This is a genomic window from Streptomyces griseomycini (genome assembly GCF_014203535.1).
Classification (GTDB): domain Bacteria; phylum Actinomycetota; class Actinomycetes; order Streptomycetales; family Streptomycetaceae; genus Streptomyces; species Streptomyces griseomycini.
On record NZ_JACHJI010000003.1, the window covers coordinates 20,158 to 37,823 of the forward strand.

A 17,666-nucleotide genomic window follows, 5' to 3' on the forward strand; every position below is an offset into this window, starting at 1 on the left:
GGTCGGTCGGTGAAACCGCGTCAGCCGTTGCGCTTCCAGCGCGGCTTGTCCTCGCGGCGGCCGAAGGAGCCGCCGCCGCGGTGGTCGTCACGACGGCCGTACGGGCGGTCGTGGCCGCTGGAGCGGAAGCCCGGGCGGTCGCCCTGACGGTCGCGGTTGAAGGGACGGTCGCTGCCCCGGTGGCCACCGCGCTCGTCCCGGCGGAAGCCGCCCCGGTCGCGGTCCCGGTCGCGGTTGAAGCCGCCCCGGTCGTCCCGGCGCTCGAAGGAACGCCCACCGCGCTCACGGTCACGGTCACGGTCGAAGGAACGCCCGCCCCGGTCACCCCGGTCGTCGCGGCGGAAGCCGCCCCGGTCGCCCCGGTCGTCCCGGCGGAAACCGCCCCGGTCGCCGTCACGGCGCTCGAAGCCGCGGTCACGGTCGAAGGAACGCCCGCCCCGGTCGCCCCGGTCACCCCGGTCGTCGCGGCGGAAGCCGCCCCGGTCGCGGTCCCGGTCGCGGTTGAAGCCGCCCCGGTCGTCCCGGCGCTCGAAGGAGCGCCCGCCGCGCTCACGGTCGCGGTCGCCCCGGTCGTCGCGACGGAAGCCGCCGCGGTCCCCGCGCTCGTCCCGGCGCTCGCGCCGCTCGTACGGCGCCGGAGCCTCCGCGCGCTCCACGCGCTCGGCCCGCTCGACGTCCCGCGCCGACGGCTGCTCCGGCAGCGAGACCTCGGCCTCGGCCGCCACCGCGGCGGCCGCCTCGGCCACCACCGCCTCGGGGTCGTCGCCCCGCTCGCGCGCCACCCGGGCCAGCAGCCGGTCCGCCTCCTCGCGCAGCTCGGCCGCACGGCGCTGCGCCCGCTCCAGCTCCTTGGTGAGCTGGGCGACCTCGCGCTCGGCCTGCTGCGCCGCGTTGCCCGCGGACTCGGCCTGCACCTCGGTCATCGACCGGGCGCCGGTGATCTCGGCGACCTCCGGGTCGAAGGCCGCCCCGCCCTGGATGATGTGGCGCGTGGCGTCGACGCCCGCGTCCTCCATCAGCCGGAAGATCTGGCGCCGCTGGTGCGGCAGGGAGAGGGAGACGACCGTGCCGGTGCGGCCCGCGCGCGCCGTGCGGCCGGCGCGGTGCAGGTAGTCCTTGTGGTCGCCGGCCGGGTCCACGTTCAGGACGAGGTCGATGCCGTCGACGTGGATGCCGCGGGCCGCGACGTCCGTCGCCACCAGGACGTTCACGTACCCGTCCTTGAAGTCCGCCAGCGTCCGGGTCCGGGCGCCCTGGGTCATGCCGCCGTGCAGCGCGTCGGCCTTCACCCCGGCGTCCCGCAGCTGCTCGGCGACGCGGTCGGCGCCCAGCTGGGTGCGGACGAAGATGATGGTGCGGCCCTTGCGGGAGGCGATGGCCGCCGTGACCGGCGCCTTGTCCTTGGGCTTCACGACGAGGATGTGGTGCGACATGGTCGTCACCGCGCCCTGCGCCGCGTCGACCTCGTGCGACACCGGGTCGTTCAGGTAGCGGTCGACGAGGGTCTTGATCTCGTTCTCCATCGTCGCGGAGAACAGCATCCGCTGGCCGCCCGCCGGAACCTGGTCCAGCAGCTCGGTGACCTCGGGCAGGAAGCCCAGGTCGGACATCTGGTCGGCCTCGTCGAGGACGGCGATCTCCACGTTCTCCAGGGAGCAGGCGCCGCGGTTGATGATGTCGCGCAGCCGGCCCGGCGTGGCGACCAGGACGTCGACGCCGCGCTCGAGGGCGTAGATCTGGTTGCCCATGGACGTGCCGCCGCAGACGACCTTCATCCTCAGGCCGAGGACGTCGCCGTACGGCTGGAGCGCGTCGGCGACCTGCATGGCGAGCTCGCGCGTCGGCGTCAGGATGACGGCGCGCGGCTTGTGCTTCTCGGTCCGGCCGCCGGCGAGCTGGGCCAGCGTCGGCAGACCGAAGGAGAGGGTCTTGCCGGAGCCGGTGCGGCCGCGGCCGAGGATGTCCTTGCCGGCCAGGGCGTCCGGGATGGTCGCCGCCTGGATCGGGAAGGGGGTGGTCACGCCGTTCTGCGCGAGCTTGCGCACGACGCCCTCGGGCAGGCCGAGGTCGGCGAAGGTGGTCTCGGGGGTCGCCTCGTGGGCGAGGTCGGCGTCCTCGGTGTTCTCGGGCACGACGACGTGATCAGTACTGGCGATGGGCATACGAATGCGAAACCTTCCGGAGTCTCTTCGGCACGCGCCCGTCAACTCCGTGATTCGCGATTCGCAATACGACCGCCTCGATGCGGTCCACCACGGCAAGGGAGAGAGTACGCGCCACACGGCGCGCTCTGCGATGGCGCCGGGCAAATAGGATCAAACGATCTGCCACCATACGCACCCCGACCCCCCGAAAGCAAACCGGTTCCTCACAGCGGGAACGATCCGCAGGTCAGAGCGGTGATCCCGGAACGAGCCGACCGCGACGGCGGGCGGGCGCGCAGGACGGCGGTGGAGAGTACCTAGACCGGCGCCCCCGCTTCCGGCGCCGGCTCCCGCTGTGCCAACTGCGGCTGGGGCGGCTCGTGCGCCGAGGAGGACGGCTCCGCCTCCGTCGGCTCCGGCGGCGCCGACGGCTCGGGCGGCGCCTGCGTGGGCTCCGGATCGGGCGACCGGCTGGGCGCCGGCGGCACGGGCCGGTCGTCCGGCACCGGCTCGGCGGGCTCGCCCGGTCCGTCGGCGGCCGGCGCGGACCGGCTCGCCCCCGCCGAGGGCGACTCCCCGGCGGGCGCCGGCTTCCCCGCCCCGCCCTTCTTCCCCCGGCCCTTGCGCCCCCCGGCCCGGTCGCCGCCGCGCTCGCCGTCGGCCGCCGCGGCACCGTGGCCCGCGCCGCCGCCGGACACCGCGGGTCCCCCGTCCGGCGCCTCACCGCCCGGCCGCGCCGCGGAGCGCGACGGCTCGGCGCTCCCGCCCGCGTCGCCCTCACCCACGCTCATGCAACCGGCGGCGGCGACGACGGCCACCACCGTGGCGGCCAGGCGGGCGGGTACGTACAAGGGGCGCACGGGGCCACCTCCGGTCGGAGTGCTGGGACGACATGCCCAACTCCCGTCAGCCGCAGGAGGACACGCGGACGGCCTATCCGTAGCCGAGAGCGTGCAGCCGGGCGTCGTCGATCCCGAAGTGGTGCGCGATCTCGTGCACCACCGTGATCTCCGTCTCCGCGACCACGTCCTCCCGCGACTCGCACATCCGCAGCGTCGGACCCCGGTAGATCGTGATCCGGTCCGGCAGCACCCCGGCGTACCACTCGCCCCGCTCCGTCAGCGGGGTCCCCTCGTACAACCCGAGCAGCTCCGGATCGTCCGCCGGCGGCTCGTCCTCCACGAACACCGCCACGTTGTCCATCAACCGCGTCAGCTCCGGCGGAATCCGGTCCAGCGCCTCGGCGACCAGCTCCTCGAACATCTCGCGCGTCATCTCCAGCACAGAGCCATTCTCGGGCACGAACCGTCCGTACGAGATGCGTCGGAGCGCCGCATATCCGGCCGCGCACCTGGGCATACGGGACCAATGGCCCGCGTCCCCTCCGCAGTCCTGACCGTCCCGCACCGCCTCCGAAGGGTCCTGCGCGCCTCCGCCCGCCGCCACCGCACCCGCCGCCGGCCCACCCCCGCGGCCCTCGCCCCCGCCCCGCGGTCCCGGCCCCTGACCCGCGCCCTCGGGCTCGTCACCGTGGTGGTCCTCGGCGCCTGGCTCGGTCTCCTCGTCGTCGGCGACGTCCGCGTCCCCGTCGGCCCCATGAACACCACCATGACCCTGCGCCCCTCCCTCACCGGCGGCACCAAGATCAACCTCTCCCCCCTGGGCGCCCTCCAGCTGGAGAGCCACACCGCCCCCGTCCGCCTGGACGTCAACATCGACCAGCTCGACCCCGACCGCTCCCAGGCCCTCGTCAACCACCCCGAACGGCTCTCCGGCCTCCAGGACGAAGTCGCCCGCGACATCGCCCACGGCACCGCGGACCTCGCCGTGCGCTCCGGCGTCGCCGTCGTCACCGGCGCCACCGCGCTCGGCCTCGCCGTCTACCGCCGCCCCCGCCGGGCCCTCGCCGCCGGCGGCCTCGCCCTCGCCCTCCTGGCCGCGTCCGGCGGCACCGCCTACGCCACCTGGAACCCGGACTCCGTCCTCGAGCCCAAGTTCTCCGGCCTGCTCTCCTCCGCCCCCTCGCTCGTCGGCAACGCCCGCAGCATCGTCACCGAGTTCGACGTCTACCAGAAGGAACTGGCACGCCTGGTCACCAACGTGACCAAGCTCTACGACGCCACCTCCACCCTCCCCGCCTACCAGCCCGACCCGACCACCATCCGGGTCCTGCACGTCTCCGACATCCACCTCAACCCGGCCAGCTGGAAGATCATCGCCTCGCTGGTGGAGCAGTACCGGGTGGACGTGATCGTCGACTCCGGCGACACCATGGACCACGGCACGGCCGCCGAGAACGGCTTCCTGGACCCCGTCGAGGACCTCGGCGCCCCCTACGTCTGGGTCCGCGGCAACCACGACTCCCTCGTCACCCAGCGCTATCTCGAACGCATGAAGAACGTCCACGTCCTGGACGACGGCCGGGCCGTCACCCTCGCCGGCCTGCGCTTCGCCGGCATCGGCGACCCCCAGTTCACCCCCGACCGCTCCAGGACGTCCGGCGCCGAACAGTCCCAGGAACTCGCGGGCGCCCGCCTCGCCTCCGCCCTGCGCGACCAGCGCGCCGCCGGCACCCCGGTCGACGTGGCCGTCGCCCACGAGCCGTCCGCGGCCCGCGAGGTCGACGGCACCGTGCCCCTGGTCCTGGCCGGACACCTCCACCACGAGGAGATGGAGGTCATGCGGTACGGCACCCGCCTCCGCGTCGAAGGCTCCACCGGCGGCAGCGGCCTGCGCGCCGTCGAAGGCGAGTACCCCGACCCGATCGAGACCTCGATCCTCTACTTCGACCGCGACACCCGCCGCCTCCAGGCCTGGGACTCCATCGAGCTCGGCGGCCTGGGCCTGACGACGGCGGAGGTCAGCCGCCACCTCCCGAAGGAGAACCAGCCCGGCGCGACCCCGTCCCCGGCCCCCTCGACCCCCTCCTCCGCCACCCCTTCGACGACCTCTCCGTAAACCGTTTTGGCGAACGCTCCCGACACCACGTATGCTTCTCACGTCCCCGACGCGCTGAGGAAGCGCCCAGGTGGGCCGATAGCCCTCATCGTCTAGCGGCCTAGGACGCCGCCCTTTCAAGGCGGTAGCACGGGTTCGAATCCCGTTGGGGGCACGCACCACCCTGTGCGACACTGTCGTACGACACGCTTGGTCCTGTGGAGCAGTTTGGAGTGCTCGCCACCCTGTCAAGGTGGAGGCCGCGGGTTCAAATCCCGTCAGGACCGCTGGTGTTTCACGTGAAACATCGCGGCTGGGTAGCTCAGTTGGTACGAGCGTCCGCCTGAAAAGCGGAAGGTCGCCGGTTCGACCCCGGCCCCAGCCACAGCAGAGGCCCCGATCCCTGGATCGGGGCCTTGTTGGTGTGTGGTGCCGGGCGGCGGTGCCGGTGACAAAAGCGTTCGCCAGAAATTTCTCGAGAATGAGATCCTGGATCCCGTATGTCCACACATCCCGCCCCCGCCCCCGCCCTCGGCGCCCTCGCCTCCCGCCTGGCCGAACTGTCGCTGCGTGACGCGCACCGGCTCGGGCGCAGGCTGGAGGGTGCGCGCAAGATCCGCAAGCCGGAGGCACGGGCCGCCGTGCTCGCCGAGATCGAGGCGGAGGCCGCCCGGGCCGAGGAGCGGATGGCCGAGCGGCGGATCCGTGTGCCCGAGGTCCGCTACCCCGAGCAGCTGCCGGTCAGCCAGAAGAAGGACGCGATCGCCGAGGCCATCCGTGATCACCAGGTGGTGATCGTCGCGGGTGAGACCGGTTCCGGCAAGACGACGCAGATCCCGAAGATCTGTCTGGAGCTGGGCCGGGGCGTCCGGGGCATGATCGGGCACACCCAGCCCCGCCGTATCGCCGCCCGTACGGTGGCCGAGCGGGTGGCGGAGGAGCTGGAGACGCCGCTGGGCGAGGCCGTCGGCTGGAAGGTCCGTTTCACCGACCAGGTGAACCCGGACGCCACCTTCATCAAGCTGATGACCGACGGCATCCTGCTCGCCGAGATCCAGACCGACCGCGAGCTGCGCGCCTACGACACGATCATCATCGACGAGGCGCACGAGCGGTCCCTGAACATCGACTTCCTGCTCGGCTACCTCGCGCAGCTGCTGCCGAAGCGCCCGGACCTGAAGGTCGTCATCACCTCGGCGACGATCGACCCGGAGCGCTTCTCCCGGCACTTCGGCGACGCCCCGATCATCGAGGTGAGCGGTCGTACGTACCCGGTGGAGGTCCGGTACCGCCCGCTGCTGGAGGAGGACTCGGAGGACGCCGACCGGGACCAGATCACCGCGATCACGGACGCCGTCGAGGAGCTGATGGCGGAGGGGCCCGGCGACATCCTGGTCTTCCTGTCCGGGGAGCGGGAGATCCGGGACACGGCGGACGCGCTGACGAAGAAGCAGTACAGGTCCACCGAGGTGCTGCCGCTGTACGCCCGGCTGTCGCACGCCGAGCAGCACCGGGTCTTCCAGCGGCACAGCGGCCGGCGGATCGTCCTGGCGACCAACGTCGCCGAGACCTCGCTGACGGTGCCGGGCATCAAGTACGTCATCGACCCCGGTTTCGCCCGCATCTCGCGCTACAGCCACCGCACGAAGGTGCAGCGCCTGCCGATCGAGCCGGTCTCGCAGGCGAGCGCGAACCAGCGCAAGGGCCGCTGCGGCCGTACGTCGGACGGCATCTGCATCCGTCTCTACAGCGAGGAGGACTTCCTCGCGCGGCCGGAGTTCACGGACGCGGAGATCCTGCGGACGAACCTGGCCTCCGTCATCCTGCAGATGACCGCGGCCGGCCTGGGCGACATCGAGAAGTTCCCGTTCATCGACCCGCCGGACCACCGCAACATCCGTGACGGCGTGCAGTTGCTGCAGGAGCTGGGCGCGCTCGACGCGACGCAGAAGGATCCCCGCAAGCGGCTGACGCAGACCGGCCGGAAGCTGGCCCAGCTGCCGGTGGACCCGCGGCTGGCCCGGATGGTGCTGGAGGCGGACCGGAACGGCTGTGTGCGCGAGGTCATGGTCATCGCCGCGGCGCTGTCCATCCAGGACCCGCGCGAGCGGCCCGCCGACAAGCAGACGCAGGCCGACCAGCAGCACGCCCGCTTCCGGGACGAGACGAGCGACTTCCTCGCCTACCTCAACCTGTGGCGCTACGTGCGGGAGCAGCAGAAGGAACGCGGCTCGTCCTCGTTCCGGCGCATGTGCAAGCAGGAGTACCTGAACTTCCTGCGCATCCGCGAGTGGCAGGACATCTACACGCAGCTGCGCACGGTCGCCAAGCAGATGGGGATCCACCTCAACGACCAGGACGCCCCCGCCGACCGCATCCACGTCTCCCTCCTGGCCGGTCTGCTGTCGCACATCGGCATGAAGGACGTGAAGGAGTCCAAGGACTCCGGTCCGGGCGGCCGCAAGGACGGCGGCCGGAACGAGTACCTGGGGGCCCGCAACGCCAAGTTCGCGATCTTCCCGGGTTCGGCGCTGTTCAAGAAGCCCCCGCGCTTCGTGATGTCGGCCGAGCTCGTCGAGACGTCCCGGCTGTGGGCCCGGGTCAACGCGAAGATCGAGCCGGAGTGGGTCGAGCCGCTCGCCGAGCACCTCCTGAAGCGCACGTACAGCGAGCCGCACTGGGAGAAGGACCAGGCGGCGGTGATGGCGTACGAGAAGGTGACGCTGTACGGCGTCCCGATCGTCGCGCAGCGCAAGGTGAACTACGGACGGATCGACCCGGAGGTCTCCCGGGAGCTGTTCATCCGCAACGCGCTGGTCGAGGGCGACTGGCGCACGCACCACAAGTTCTTCGCCGACAACCGCCGACTCCTCACCGAGGTGGAGGAGTTGGAGCACCGGGCCCGGCGCCGGGACATCCTCGTCGACGACGAGACGCTGTTCGACTTCTACGACCAGCGGATCCCGGAGCACGTGGTCTCGGGCGCCCACTTCGACTCCTGGTGGAAGCGCAAGCGGCACGAGCAGCCGGACTTCCTGGACTTCGAGCGGGAGATGCTGATCCGCGAGTCGGCGGAGGCGGTCACCAAGGCCGACTACCCCGACTCCTGGCGGCAGGGCCCGCTGAAGTTCCGGGTGACGTACCAGTTCGAGCCGGGGGCGGACGCCGACGGCGTGACCGTCCACATCCCGCTCCAGGTGCTCAACCAGGTCACCGACGAGGGCTTCGACTGGCAGATCCCGGGCCTGCGGGAGGAGGTCGTCACGGAGCTGATCCGCTCCCTGCCGAAGCCGATCCGCCGCAACTACGTGCCGGCGCCGAACTACGCGAAGGCGTTCCTGGAGAGGGCGGTGCCCCTTCAGGAGCCGCTGACCACGACGATGGCGCGTGAACTGAAGCGCATGGTGGGGGTTCCCTTCGAGGCGGAGGACTTCGACTGGTCGAAGGTCCCCGACCACCTGAAGATCACTTTCCGGATCGTCGACGAGCGGCGCCGCAAGCTCGCCGAGGACAAGGACCTCGAGGCGCTGAAGCTGCGGCTGAAGCCGAAGGCCCGCAAGGCCCTTTCGCAGGCGGCCGCCGCGACGGCGGAGCGCCGGGGCGGTGAGTCCCTGGAGCGCAGGGGCCTGACGGAGTGGACGATCGGCACGCTCACGCGCGTGTTCGAGACGCGCCGGGCCGGTCAGCCGGTGAAGGCGTACCCGGCGCTGGTCGACGACGGGGACACGGTCTCCGTGCGCCTCTTCGACACGGAGGCCGAGCAGGCGGAGGCGATGTGGAAGGGCACGCGCCGGCTGATCCTGCTGGGGATCCCGGTGAACCCCGCGAAGTTCGCGTCCGAGAAGTTGTCGAACGCGCAGAAGCTCGCGCTGTCCGCGAATCCGCACGGTTCCGTCCAGGCCCTGTTCGACGACTGCGCGACGGCCGCGGCGGACCGGCTGATCGCGGACTTCGGCGGGCCGGTGTGGGACGAGGAGTCGTACCGGAAGCTGTACGACAAGGTGCGCGCGGAGATCGTCGACACGACCGTCCGTGCGGTGGGCCAGGTGCAGCAGGTGCTGGCCGCCTGGCAGGCCTGTGAGCGCCGTCTGAAGGCCGTGCGCAGCCCGGCGCTGCTGCCGAACCTGCAGGACGTGCGGAAGCAGTTGGACGCGCTGGTGCGGCCGGGCTTCGTGACGGAGGCGGGCCTGCGCCGGCTGCCGGACCTGATGCGTTATCTGGTGGCCGCGGACCGCCGTCTGCAGCAGATGCCGACGAACGTCCAGCGGGACACGACCCGCATGGCGAAGGTCCACGAGATGCAGGACGAGTACGCGTGGCTGCTGGAGCAGCTGCCGCAGGGCCGGCCGGTCCCCTCGTCGGTGCGTGACATCCGCTGGATGATCGAGGAGCTGCGGGTCAGCTACTTCGCCCACGCGCTGGGGACGGCGTACCCGGTCTCGGACAAGCGGATCGTGAAGGCGATCGACGCGGCGGCGCCGTGACGGAAAAGGCACGGAGGGTGAGTTCGACCTGGCGGCCTCCCCTCCTGTACAGTCTCTTCTCGCAGCGCAACGCAGGAATCGCACTGCGAAACCTGGTCCTGTGGAGCAGTTTGGAGTGCTCGCCACCCTGTCAAGGTGGAGGCCGCGGGTTCAAATCCCGTCAGGACCGCAACAACCGGAAGACCCGCACCCGCAAGGGACCGCGGGTCTTCCGCGTCGAGGAGGCCCGTCCCTCAGGGGGCGGGCCTTCCGCATGTCCTGGGGCCTTCCGCGCCGCCGGGCTTCCCCCCGCGCGCTCCGGCGCGCCTCGAGGCGCCGTGCGCCCTTCCGGGGACCCTCCAGGCCCGCCGGGCCCCCTCCCGGGCCTCCGGGCGGTCTTGACGGGCTGACGTTCCGTCGGTACCCCAGGAACCAGGGTTCCTCTCCGTGTGGCCGTGGAGGTGGCGTGTGGGGGCATCGGCCAGGCACGAGACACGGGCGCTGCTCCGCGCGAACCTGTCGGCCGCGTCGTCGTACCGGCACCTGACCCGCCACTGTCCGATCTGCCATCACCTGCTGCGGCTGGCGCTGGACTCGGCGCCGCCCTCCGCCGCGCCCGTCGAGGACGGGTGCGCCACCGACCCCCCCTCGGACGAGCCCGGCCCCAAGGCGCGCTCCCTTTAGCGCATATGCCTCGGCGTCAACAAGCCGACTGGTATGTGACGGGTGTCACCGTATGAGTTTTGGGAAGTGCGGTACTTACGCCCTTCCTACAACAGGTCAATTTAATATGTGCAATTGCACTACCCGGAGGGGCCCGCGCCACCACCCGCGCAGGTGCCCCACAACGACCCCCCGGCGTACCCACGACCGGCGCACAAAAAGATCGCGCTGGACCCGGCGGAGTCCAGCGCGATCGACGACGCACCCTTGTTCAGTTGCCCGGAGAGCTCTGATCTGCTTGGGCGAGGGGCCTGTTGGGGCAGTCCCCGCGTCGCTTGGAGCTAGGGTTTCGGGCGTTCGGGCCAGTTGGGGGACCAGCCGGTTCGCCCGGATTGTTCAGTTGTTCAGGCCTCGCTGCGCTGCTGCGGGATGCCCGCGAGCAGTGCGCGGACTTCGGCCTCGCGGTAGCGGCGGTGCCCGCCGAGCGTGCGGATCGACGTGAGCTTGCCGGCCTTCGCCCAGCGCGTGACCGTCTTCGGGTCGACGCGGAACATGGTGGCGACCTCAGCCGGGGTCAGCAGCGGCTCGGCATCAGGGGTGCGAGCGGTCATGAGCGGCCTCCTCGGGAGAACCGAACCTTCTCGGTTCTTTCCTCTAAATTCTGCACCTTGACCCGCGTTGCCCGAAATGGCGGACGCGAGTCGAGTCGGTTATAGGACGAACGGCTTGTCCTCGGCACTACAACTACACCATCTGTCCAGCCGCGTCGGCCAAACCGATGGAATTGCCCTCCCAGGTGTTCATCAGCCGCGGAAGCCGATGGACCATGCCATAGCGGACAGTCACGCCGCTGTGACGATCAGTCACAGCGGCGATCAGGAGGCACCGGACCCCCCAAAGCGTGCAATGCTGAGATTCCGCCCACAATGGAGCACAGTAGGGCGGAGGAGTCCTCCCCGGACTCCTTGTCCTATTTTGGCATGAGGGTGGGCAAGGGGCGCAAGGGCCGCGTACGTGCGGTCCGTCACGCTTGACGCGCTTGGGGCATACGTGCAAATCGGCGCCTACGTCCGTTGTGGGGTCCGTGTTGACGGAACCTCAGGGCGAAGACAAAACCCCAAGAAGGGCGTTTGGTCAAACGTCAGTTCGCCGAGCGCAGGTCCCGCACCGACCGCCACCGCTCCACCAGCCGCAGGTACGCGGCGCCGGCTCCCTCGCCGTCGCCGCGGCGCAGCGCCGCGATCCCCTCGGCCACGTCCGCCGCCGAGTGGTCGTCCTCCAGCGCGCCGGTCGGCAGGGCGTGCACCAGGCCGCCGTAGTCCAGCTCGACCAGTGAGCGCGGGTGGAACTCCTCCAGCCAGCGCCCGACGTCGACGAGGCCGTCGATCAGCAGCCCCTCCGCCACGGCGTCGCGCAGCGCCCGCAGCCCCCGCGCGACCCGCCGCCGGGCCTGGACCATGGGCGTCCGGTAGCGCAGGACGGGCGCCTCGTCGACGGAGCCCTCGGCGTACTCGCGCTCCTCGTCCGCGAACAGCACGAACCAGTTGATCGGCACCTGCCAGGTGGCGGTGCGGATCCAGGGCCGGGCGTCGGGGTGGTCGGCCAGCCAGCGCTCGTAGTCCTGGGCCGCCTGGCCGCGCACGACCGGGGGCAGGAGCGCGTCGAGGACCGGCGGGGGGAAGTCCTCGGCGAGCTCGTCCAGCGCCTGCCAGCCGCGCAGCCGGGTGCGCCAGGGGCAAACGCACACCACGCCGTCGACCTCCAGCACGAACGCGTCGTCGCTCTCGTGCACCGGCACCGGTACGGGCGGCGTGGACGCCAGGTCGGCCAGGGCCCGGCGGAGTTCGTCCTGGTAGGAGGGGCGGTCGGGGCGGCGGGCGTAGCGGGCCCAGTGGTCGCGCTCCGGCTCGGGGAAGGCGGCCAGCGGTTCGTACACGCGCAGGTAGGTCGCGTAGGGGACGATCACCGAGGTCACCTTGGGCACGCCTGCTCCCTCCCCCGCGGACCGTCGGCAAAACCTGCGGGTCCCGCTCGCGGACACGCGGGAAAACCATGCAAATCGTCGCACGGCGGTACTCCGGTCGGAGGTGATCCTGGCCACGGTGCACCCTACGGGCGCGTCAGGCTCTAATCTCGTGCTCACAGTCCCCGCCACCCGTACGGGAGGCTGCTCCCACCCCGCCGCTACTTACTCAGGAGTCACCACAGTGACCGACGTATCTGACGGCGTCCTGCACACCCTGTTCCGCTCGGAGCAGGGGGGTCATGAGCAAGTCGTGCTCTGTCAGGACCGCGCCAGCGGCCTCAAGGCCGTGATCGCCATCCACTCCACCGCCCTGGGCCCCGCCCTCGGCGGTACGCGCTTCTACCCGTACGCGACCGAGGAGGAGGCCGTCGCCGACGCGCTGAACCTCGCGCGCGGGATGTCGTACAAGAACGCCATGGCCGGTCTCGACCACGGCGGCGGCAAGGCCGTGATCATCGGCGATCCGGAGCAGATCAAGACCGAGGAGCTGCTCCTCGCCTACGGCCGGTTCGTCGCCTCGCTCGGCGGCCGGTACGTCACCGCCTGCGACGTCGGCACCTACGTGGCCGACATGGACGTCGTGGCCCGCGAGTGCCGCTGGACCACCGGCCGCTCCCCCGAGAACGGCGGCGCCGGCGACTCCTCGGTGCTCACCTCCTTCGGCGTCTACCAGGGCATGCGGGCGGCCGCCCAGCACCTGTGGGGCGACCCGTCGCTGCGCGACCGCAGGGTCGGCGTCGCGGGTGTCGGCAAGGTCGGCCACCACCTGGTGGAGCACCTGCGGGCCGAGGGCGCCGAGGTCGTGATCACCGATGTGCGCGAGGACGCCGTGCGGCGGATCCTCGACCGGCACCCCGAGGGCGTCTCGGCGGTCGCCGACACCGAGGCGCTGATCCGGACCGAGGGCCTGGACGTCTACGCCCCGTGCGCGCTGGGCGGGGCGCTGAACGACGACACCGTGCCGGTGCTGACCGCCAAGGTGGTCTGCGGCGCCGCCAACAACCAGCTCGCCCACCCGGGCGTGGAGAAGGACCTCGCCGACCGCGGGATCCTCTACGCGCCGGACTACGTGGTGAACGCCGGCGGGGTCATCCAGGTCGCCGACGAGCTGCACGGCTTCGACTTCGACCGGTGCAAGGCGAAGGCGGCGAAGATCTTCGACACCACGCTCGCCATATTCGCACGTGCGAAGGTGGACGGGATCCCGCCGGCCGCCGCGGCCGACCGGATCGCCGAGCAGCGGATGGCGGAGGCGCGCCCTGTGGCATGACGCCCGGGCGGCAGGATGGTGTGCGCGGGCGCCCGGCACGGGCGCCCGCCCGCGTTCGGCCGGTACCGGCCGGGGGGCACTTGGAGAGAACTCTCACTTCTTCCGGCGGGTCGACCGCCGATAAGTGGTTAGAATCGCGTTTGACCAGCGAGGACGGGACGTCTCGAAGGTCTGGGCGCGGGCCCGTCATGCGGGCGACGTACCGTATGGGCGCGGGCTCAGGTACCGTGGAAGCTCTACGGACCGGACTCTCCTCGCAGAGTCCGTTCCGGACCATGAACGCGTGTCAAGACTCTGGGGCCGTCGAGCCCCGTCGTTGAGGGGGTCGAGCCATGGGGCGCGGCCGGGCCAAGGCCAAGCAGACGAAGGTCGCCCGCCAGCTGAAGTACAACAGCGGTGGGACGGACCTCGCACGCCTGGCCGAGGAGCTGGGCGCATCGACGTCGAACCAGTCGCCGAACGGCGACCACTTCGAGGCCGATGAGCAAGACGACGACCTGTACGCACGGTACGCCGACCTCTACGAGGACGACGACGAGGACGAGGACGGCCAGTCCTCGCAACAGCGTCGCGGCGCTTGACCTTGCACTGAAGCATCAGCCCGGTCGGTGACGGAAGTCCCCGACCGGGTTTCATGCTGCCCGCCCGTCCTGCGCGCGGGCAGCACGCCCCGGTGTCCGGTGCTCAGCTCGCGTAGTCGCCCACGAGGGCCGCGCCGGTCGTGTGCTCGCCGCGGGCGGTGACCTCGCCGGCCACCCAGGCGTCCACCCCGCGGTCGGCCAGCGTGGCCAGCGCCACGTCGGCGGACTCCTGCGGCACGATCGCGATCATGCCGACGCCCATGTTGAGGGTCTTCTCCAGCTCCAGGCGCTCGACCGAACCGGTCCTGCCGACGAGGTCGAAGACCGGTGCCGGGGTCCAGGTGGAGCGGTCGACGACCGCGTGCAGCCCGTCCGGGACGACCCGGGCCAGGTTGGCCGCGAGACCGCCGCCGGTGACGTGGCTGAAGGCGTGCACCTCGGTGGTGCGGATCAGGGCCAGGCAGTCCAGCGAGTAGATCTTGGTGGGCTCGAGCAGTTCCTCGCCGAGGGTGCGGCCCAGTTCGTCGATCCGGCCGTCGAGGGCGAGTCCGGCCCGCTCCAGCAGCACGTGCCGGACGAGGGAGTACCCGTTCGAGTGAAGACCGGAGGACGCCATGGCGATCACCGCGTCGCCCTCGCGGATGCGGTCCGCACCGAGCAGCCGGTCGGCCTCCACGACGCCCGTACCGGCGCCGGCGACGTCGAAGTCGTCCGGACCCAGCAGACCCGGGTGTTCGGCCGTCTCCCCGCCGACCAGGGCGCATCCGGCCAGCACACAGCCCTCGGCGATGCCCTTGACGATCGCGGCGACGCGCTCGGGGTGGACCTTGCCGACGCAGATGTAGTCGGTCATGAACAGCGGCTCGGCGCCGCACACCACGATGTCGTCCATGACCATGGCGACCAGGTCGTGGCCGATGGTGTCGTAGACGCCCATCTGCCGGGCGATGTCGACCTTGGTGCCGACGCCGTCCGTGGCGGAGGCGAGCAGCGGACGGTCGTAGTCCTTCAGGGCGGAGGCGTCGAAGAGGCCGGCGAAGCCGCCGAGGCCGCCGAGGACCTCGGGGCGCCGCGTCTTCCTCACCCACTCCTTCATGAGCTCGACGGCGCGGTCGCCCGCCTCGATGTCGACGCCCGCCGCTGCGTAGCTGGCACCAGTGTTCTGGGACATGACTGTGAGAGCCTTCGTGTCGTCCGTCAGGGCTTACGGGCGGCGGATCGCGTCGACCGCGGCCGGGGCGGCGGTGCCGGCGGCCAGTTCGGTCTCCAGGAGCTGCTTGCCGAGGAGCTCGGGGTCGGGCAGCTCCATCGGGTACTCGCCGTCGAAGCAGGCACGGCACAGGTTCGGCTTGGCGATGGTGGTCGCCTCGATCATGCCGTCGAGGGAGATGTACGCCAGGGAGTCGGCGCCCAGCGAGGTGCCGATCTCGTCGATGGTCATGCCGTTGGCGATGAGCTCGGCGCGGGTGGCGAAGTCGATGCCGAAGAAGCAGGGCCACTTCACGGGCGGCGAGGAGATCCGGATGTGGACCTCGGCGGCGCCCGCCTCGCGGAGCATGCGGACCAGGGCGCGCTGGGTGTTGCCGCGCACGATCGAGTCGTCGACGACGACCAGGCGCTTGCCCTTGATGACTTCCTTGAGCGGGTTCAGCTTCAGGCGGATGCCGAGCTGCCGGATGGTCTGCGAGGGCTGGATGAACGTCCGCCCGACGTACGCGTTCTTGACCAGGCCGGCGCCGAAGGGGATGCCGGACGCCTCCGCGTAGCCGATGGCGGCCGGGGTGCCGGACTCGGGGGTCGGTATGACCAGGTCGGCCTCGACCGGGGCCTCCTCGGCGAGGCGGCGGCCCATCTCGACGCGCGAGAGGTACACGTTCCGGCCGGCGATGTCGGTGTCCGGGCGGGCCAGGTACACGTACTCGAAGACACAGCCCTTGGGCTTCGCTTCCGCGAATCGGGAGGTGCGCAGCCCGTTCTCGTCGATGGCGACGAACTCGCCCGGCTCGATCTCGCGGACGAAGCTGGCGCCCGTGATGTCGAGTGCGGCGGTCTCGGAGGCGACCACCCAGCCGCGCTCCAGGCGGCCGAGGACCAGCGGGCGGATGCCCTGCGGGTCGCGGGCCGCGTAGAGGGTGTTCTCGTCCATGAAGACGAGGCTGAAGGCGCCCCTGACCTTCGGGAGGACGACGTGCGCGGCCTGCTCGACCGTCACCGGTTCGCCGTCGGCGGCGCGCTGGCCGGCCAGCAGGGCGGTGATCAGGTCGGTGTCGTTGGTGGCCGCCACCTTCGGGGCGCGGCCGTTCTCCTTGGGGAGCTCGGCGACCATCTCGGCGAGCTGCGCCGTGTTGACCAGGTTGCCGTTGTGGCCGAGCGCGATGGATCCGTGCGCGGTGGCGCGGAACGTCGGCTGGGCGTTCTCCCACACGGAGGCACCGGTGGTCGAGTAGCGGGCGTGTCCGACCGCGATGTGACCCTGGAGCGAACCGAGCGAGGTCTCGTCGAAGACCTGGGAAACGAGGCCCATGTCCTTGAAGACGAGGATCTGGGAGCCGTTGCTGACCGCGATACCCGCGGATTCCTGACCCCGATGCTGGAGGGCGTAGAGCCCGAAGTACGTGAGCTTGGCGACCTCTTCTCCCGGAGCCCAGACACCGAAGACGCCGCAGGCGTCCTGGGGGCCCTTCTCTCCGGGGAGCAGGTCGTGGTTGAGTCGTCCGTCACCACGTGGCACGTCATCGAGTGTAGGCGAGATCGCCCACTGGTCCGAATGCGGGATGGGGCTCCGGCCGTGGCTCAGTCCTCGGCGACGGCGCGGACCTCGGTCCCGTTTTCGCTGGTCAGCGTGAGCGTGCGGTGGTCGACGGAGTAGGTGAGCGTGCCGTCGAAGAGCTGCAGCAGGGCCTTCTCCGCGTCCATGAGTGAGTCTTCGCACATCATCCGGGTCGTCGAGGGCGTGCCGAGGGTGACGCGGCCGTCGCGCACGGTGGCTCCGGCGTTCACCTGGTTGCAGCCGAGGCTGCCGGAGACGGTGCCCTCCTCGTCGTCGAAGGTGAGGTGGGCGCGGCCGTCGACGGCGGGGGTGGTGACGGTCCACCTGGTGCCGGCCAGCGGGGTGTCCTCGGCCTTGCTGAGGCGGACGGTGTCGCCGGCGTCGGTGGTGAGGGTGAGGCGGTCGCCGTCGACCTCGGCCTTCAGGGCTCCGTCACCGAGGGTGCGGGCGAAGGCGCGTTCGAGGTCCATGACCTCCTCGGAGCAGGCCCTCAGGGTGGTGTCCCTGTCGCCGAGCCGGATCCGGTCGCCGTCGAAGGAGACACGGCCGCTGAACCGGTTGCAGCCGTAGCTGCCCTCGGCCCGGCCGCTGTCGTCGAGGGCGAGGTGCGCGCCGTCGGGCGCGCGGTGGGTGGTGCCGTCCGCGGTGACGCTGTCGACGCTCCAGCGGACGCCGGTGACCGGCTGCTCCGCCTCGGCCGACCCGCTGCCCGCACCCGCCTTCTCGCTGCCGCAGGCCGCCGCGAGCGGGACGAGCACGGCGACGGCCGCCAGGGTCGTCATGCGCTGCTTGTACCTCTGTGTGTACATGTC

General features: G+C 71.3%; 13 protein-coding genes and 4 tRNA genes. 9 read left to right on the forward strand and 8 right to left on the reverse strand.

The window, feature by feature from the left end:
- Window positions 1-20: 20 nt before the first annotated feature.
- From FHS37_RS08950 to FHS37_RS08960, 3 genes are all read right to left on the reverse strand, one after another.
- Window positions 21-2,162: a DEAD/DEAH box helicase gene (locus tag FHS37_RS08950; RefSeq protein WP_184818896.1), complete on the reverse strand. Its 2,142-nt coding sequence runs from the start codon at window positions 2,160-2,162 to the stop codon at window positions 21-23.
- A gap of 299 nt (window positions 2,163-2,461) precedes the next feature.
- The gene (locus FHS37_RS08955) at window positions 2,462-3,004 is read right to left on the reverse strand and encodes a hypothetical protein (protein ID WP_184818898.1); all 543 of its coding nucleotides are present in this window, start codon (window positions 3,002-3,004) and stop codon (window positions 2,462-2,464) included.
- Window positions 3,005-3,077: 73 nt separating this feature from the next.
- Entirely contained in the window at window positions 3,078-3,428 is a 351-nt protein-coding gene (locus FHS37_RS08960; RefSeq protein WP_159534388.1) for a metallopeptidase family protein, read from the reverse strand.
- Window positions 3,429-3,512: 84 nt separating this feature from the next.
- Here FHS37_RS08960 and FHS37_RS08965 point away from each other — a divergent pair, with 84 nt between their 5' ends.
- The 7 genes from FHS37_RS08965 (at window position 3,513) to FHS37_RS08995 (ending at window position 10,228) form a co-directional block, all read left to right on the forward strand.
- Window positions 3,513-5,102, forward strand: coding sequence for a metallophosphoesterase family protein (locus FHS37_RS08965; RefSeq protein ID WP_184818900.1), 1,590 nt, complete (start codon window positions 3,513-3,515; stop codon window positions 5,100-5,102).
- Between the two features lie 81 nt (window positions 5,103-5,183).
- Window positions 5,184-5,256: transfer RNA gene (locus FHS37_RS08970), tRNA-Glu, on the forward strand.
- Window positions 5,257-5,293: 37 nt separating this feature from the next.
- Window positions 5,294-5,368: transfer RNA gene (locus FHS37_RS08975), tRNA-Asp, on the forward strand.
- Between the two features lie 24 nt (window positions 5,369-5,392).
- Window positions 5,393-5,466, forward strand: a tRNA-Phe gene (locus FHS37_RS08980).
- A gap of 115 nt (window positions 5,467-5,581) precedes the next feature.
- The gene (gene hrpA / locus FHS37_RS08985; protein WP_184818902.1) at window positions 5,582-9,565 is read left to right on the forward strand and encodes an ATP-dependent RNA helicase HrpA; all 3,984 of its coding nucleotides are present in this window, start codon (window positions 5,582-5,584) and stop codon (window positions 9,563-9,565) included.
- 94 nt (window positions 9,566-9,659) lie between these two features.
- A tRNA-Asp gene (locus tag FHS37_RS08990) sits at window positions 9,660-9,734 on the forward strand.
- Between the two features lie 278 nt (window positions 9,735-10,012).
- Entirely contained in the window at window positions 10,013-10,228 is a 216-nt protein-coding gene (locus tag FHS37_RS08995; protein ID WP_184818904.1) for a DUF6274 family protein, read from the forward strand.
- Between the two features lie 383 nt (window positions 10,229-10,611).
- Here the strand turns inward: FHS37_RS08995 and bldC are convergent, their stop codons facing one another.
- Together bldC and FHS37_RS09005 are read right to left on the reverse strand one after the other, a co-directional pair.
- Entirely contained in the window at window positions 10,612-10,818 is a 207-nt protein-coding gene (gene bldC, locus FHS37_RS09000; RefSeq protein WP_003949541.1) for a developmental transcriptional regulator BldC, read from the reverse strand.
- Between the two features lie 530 nt (window positions 10,819-11,348).
- On the reverse strand, window positions 11,349-12,191 hold the full coding sequence (locus FHS37_RS09005) for a DUF8083 family protein (RefSeq protein ID WP_184818905.1): 843 nt from the start codon (window positions 12,189-12,191) through the stop codon (window positions 11,349-11,351).
- 223 nt (window positions 12,192-12,414) lie between these two features.
- Here FHS37_RS09005 and FHS37_RS09010 point away from each other — a divergent pair, with 223 nt between their 5' ends.
- Both FHS37_RS09010 and FHS37_RS09015 read left to right on the forward strand, forming a co-directional pair.
- Entirely contained in the window at window positions 12,415-13,503 is a 1,089-nt protein-coding gene (locus FHS37_RS09010; protein ID WP_184818907.1) for a Leu/Phe/Val dehydrogenase, read from the forward strand.
- A gap of 332 nt (window positions 13,504-13,835) precedes the next feature.
- Window positions 13,836-14,084 (forward strand): DUF3073 domain-containing protein, encoded by a 249-nt coding sequence (locus FHS37_RS09015; RefSeq protein ID WP_184818909.1) that lies wholly within the window; start codon window positions 13,836-13,838, stop codon window positions 14,082-14,084.
- A gap of 103 nt (window positions 14,085-14,187) precedes the next feature.
- Here the strand turns inward: FHS37_RS09015 and purM are convergent, their stop codons facing one another.
- From purM to FHS37_RS09030, 3 genes are all read right to left on the reverse strand, one after another.
- Window positions 14,188-15,255: a phosphoribosylformylglycinamidine cyclo-ligase gene (gene purM, locus FHS37_RS09020; protein ID WP_184818911.1), complete on the reverse strand. Its 1,068-nt coding sequence runs from the start codon at window positions 15,253-15,255 to the stop codon at window positions 14,188-14,190.
- A gap of 33 nt (window positions 15,256-15,288) precedes the next feature.
- Window positions 15,289-16,815, reverse strand: a complete 1,527-nt coding sequence (gene purF / locus FHS37_RS09025) for an amidophosphoribosyltransferase (RefSeq protein ID WP_184818914.1) — start codon at window positions 16,813-16,815, stop codon at window positions 15,289-15,291.
- Window positions 16,816-16,877: 62 nt separating this feature from the next.
- Complete coding sequence (locus FHS37_RS09030) at window positions 16,878-17,636, reverse strand: META domain-containing protein (RefSeq protein WP_229890158.1); 759 nt, start codon at window positions 17,634-17,636, stop codon at window positions 16,878-16,880.
- Window positions 17,637-17,666: the final 30 nt, after the last annotated feature.

Coding starts and splice junctions, on each gene's coding strand:
- purM (WP_184818911.1), bottom strand. CDS start 15,255: ATGTCCCAGAACACTGGTGCCAGCTACGCAGCGGCGGGCGTCGACATC.
- FHS37_RS09030 (WP_229890158.1), bottom strand. CDS start 17,636: ATGACGACCCTGGCGGCCGTCGCCGTGCTCGTCCCGCTCGCGGCGGCC.
- FHS37_RS08950 (WP_184818896.1), bottom strand. CDS start 2,162: ATGCCCATCGCCAGTACTGATCACGTCGTCGTGCCCGAGAACACCGAG.
- FHS37_RS08965 (WP_184818900.1), top strand. CDS start 3,513: ATGGCCCGCGTCCCCTCCGCAGTCCTGACCGTCCCGCACCGCCTCCGA.
- FHS37_RS09015 (WP_184818909.1), top strand. CDS start 13,836: ATGGGGCGCGGCCGGGCCAAGGCCAAGCAGACGAAGGTCGCCCGCCAG.
- hrpA (WP_184818902.1), top strand. CDS start 5,582: ATGTCCACACATCCCGCCCCCGCCCCCGCCCTCGGCGCCCTCGCCTCC.
- bldC (WP_003949541.1), bottom strand. CDS start 10,818: ATGACCGCTCGCACCCCTGATGCCGAGCCGCTGCTGACCCCGGCTGAG.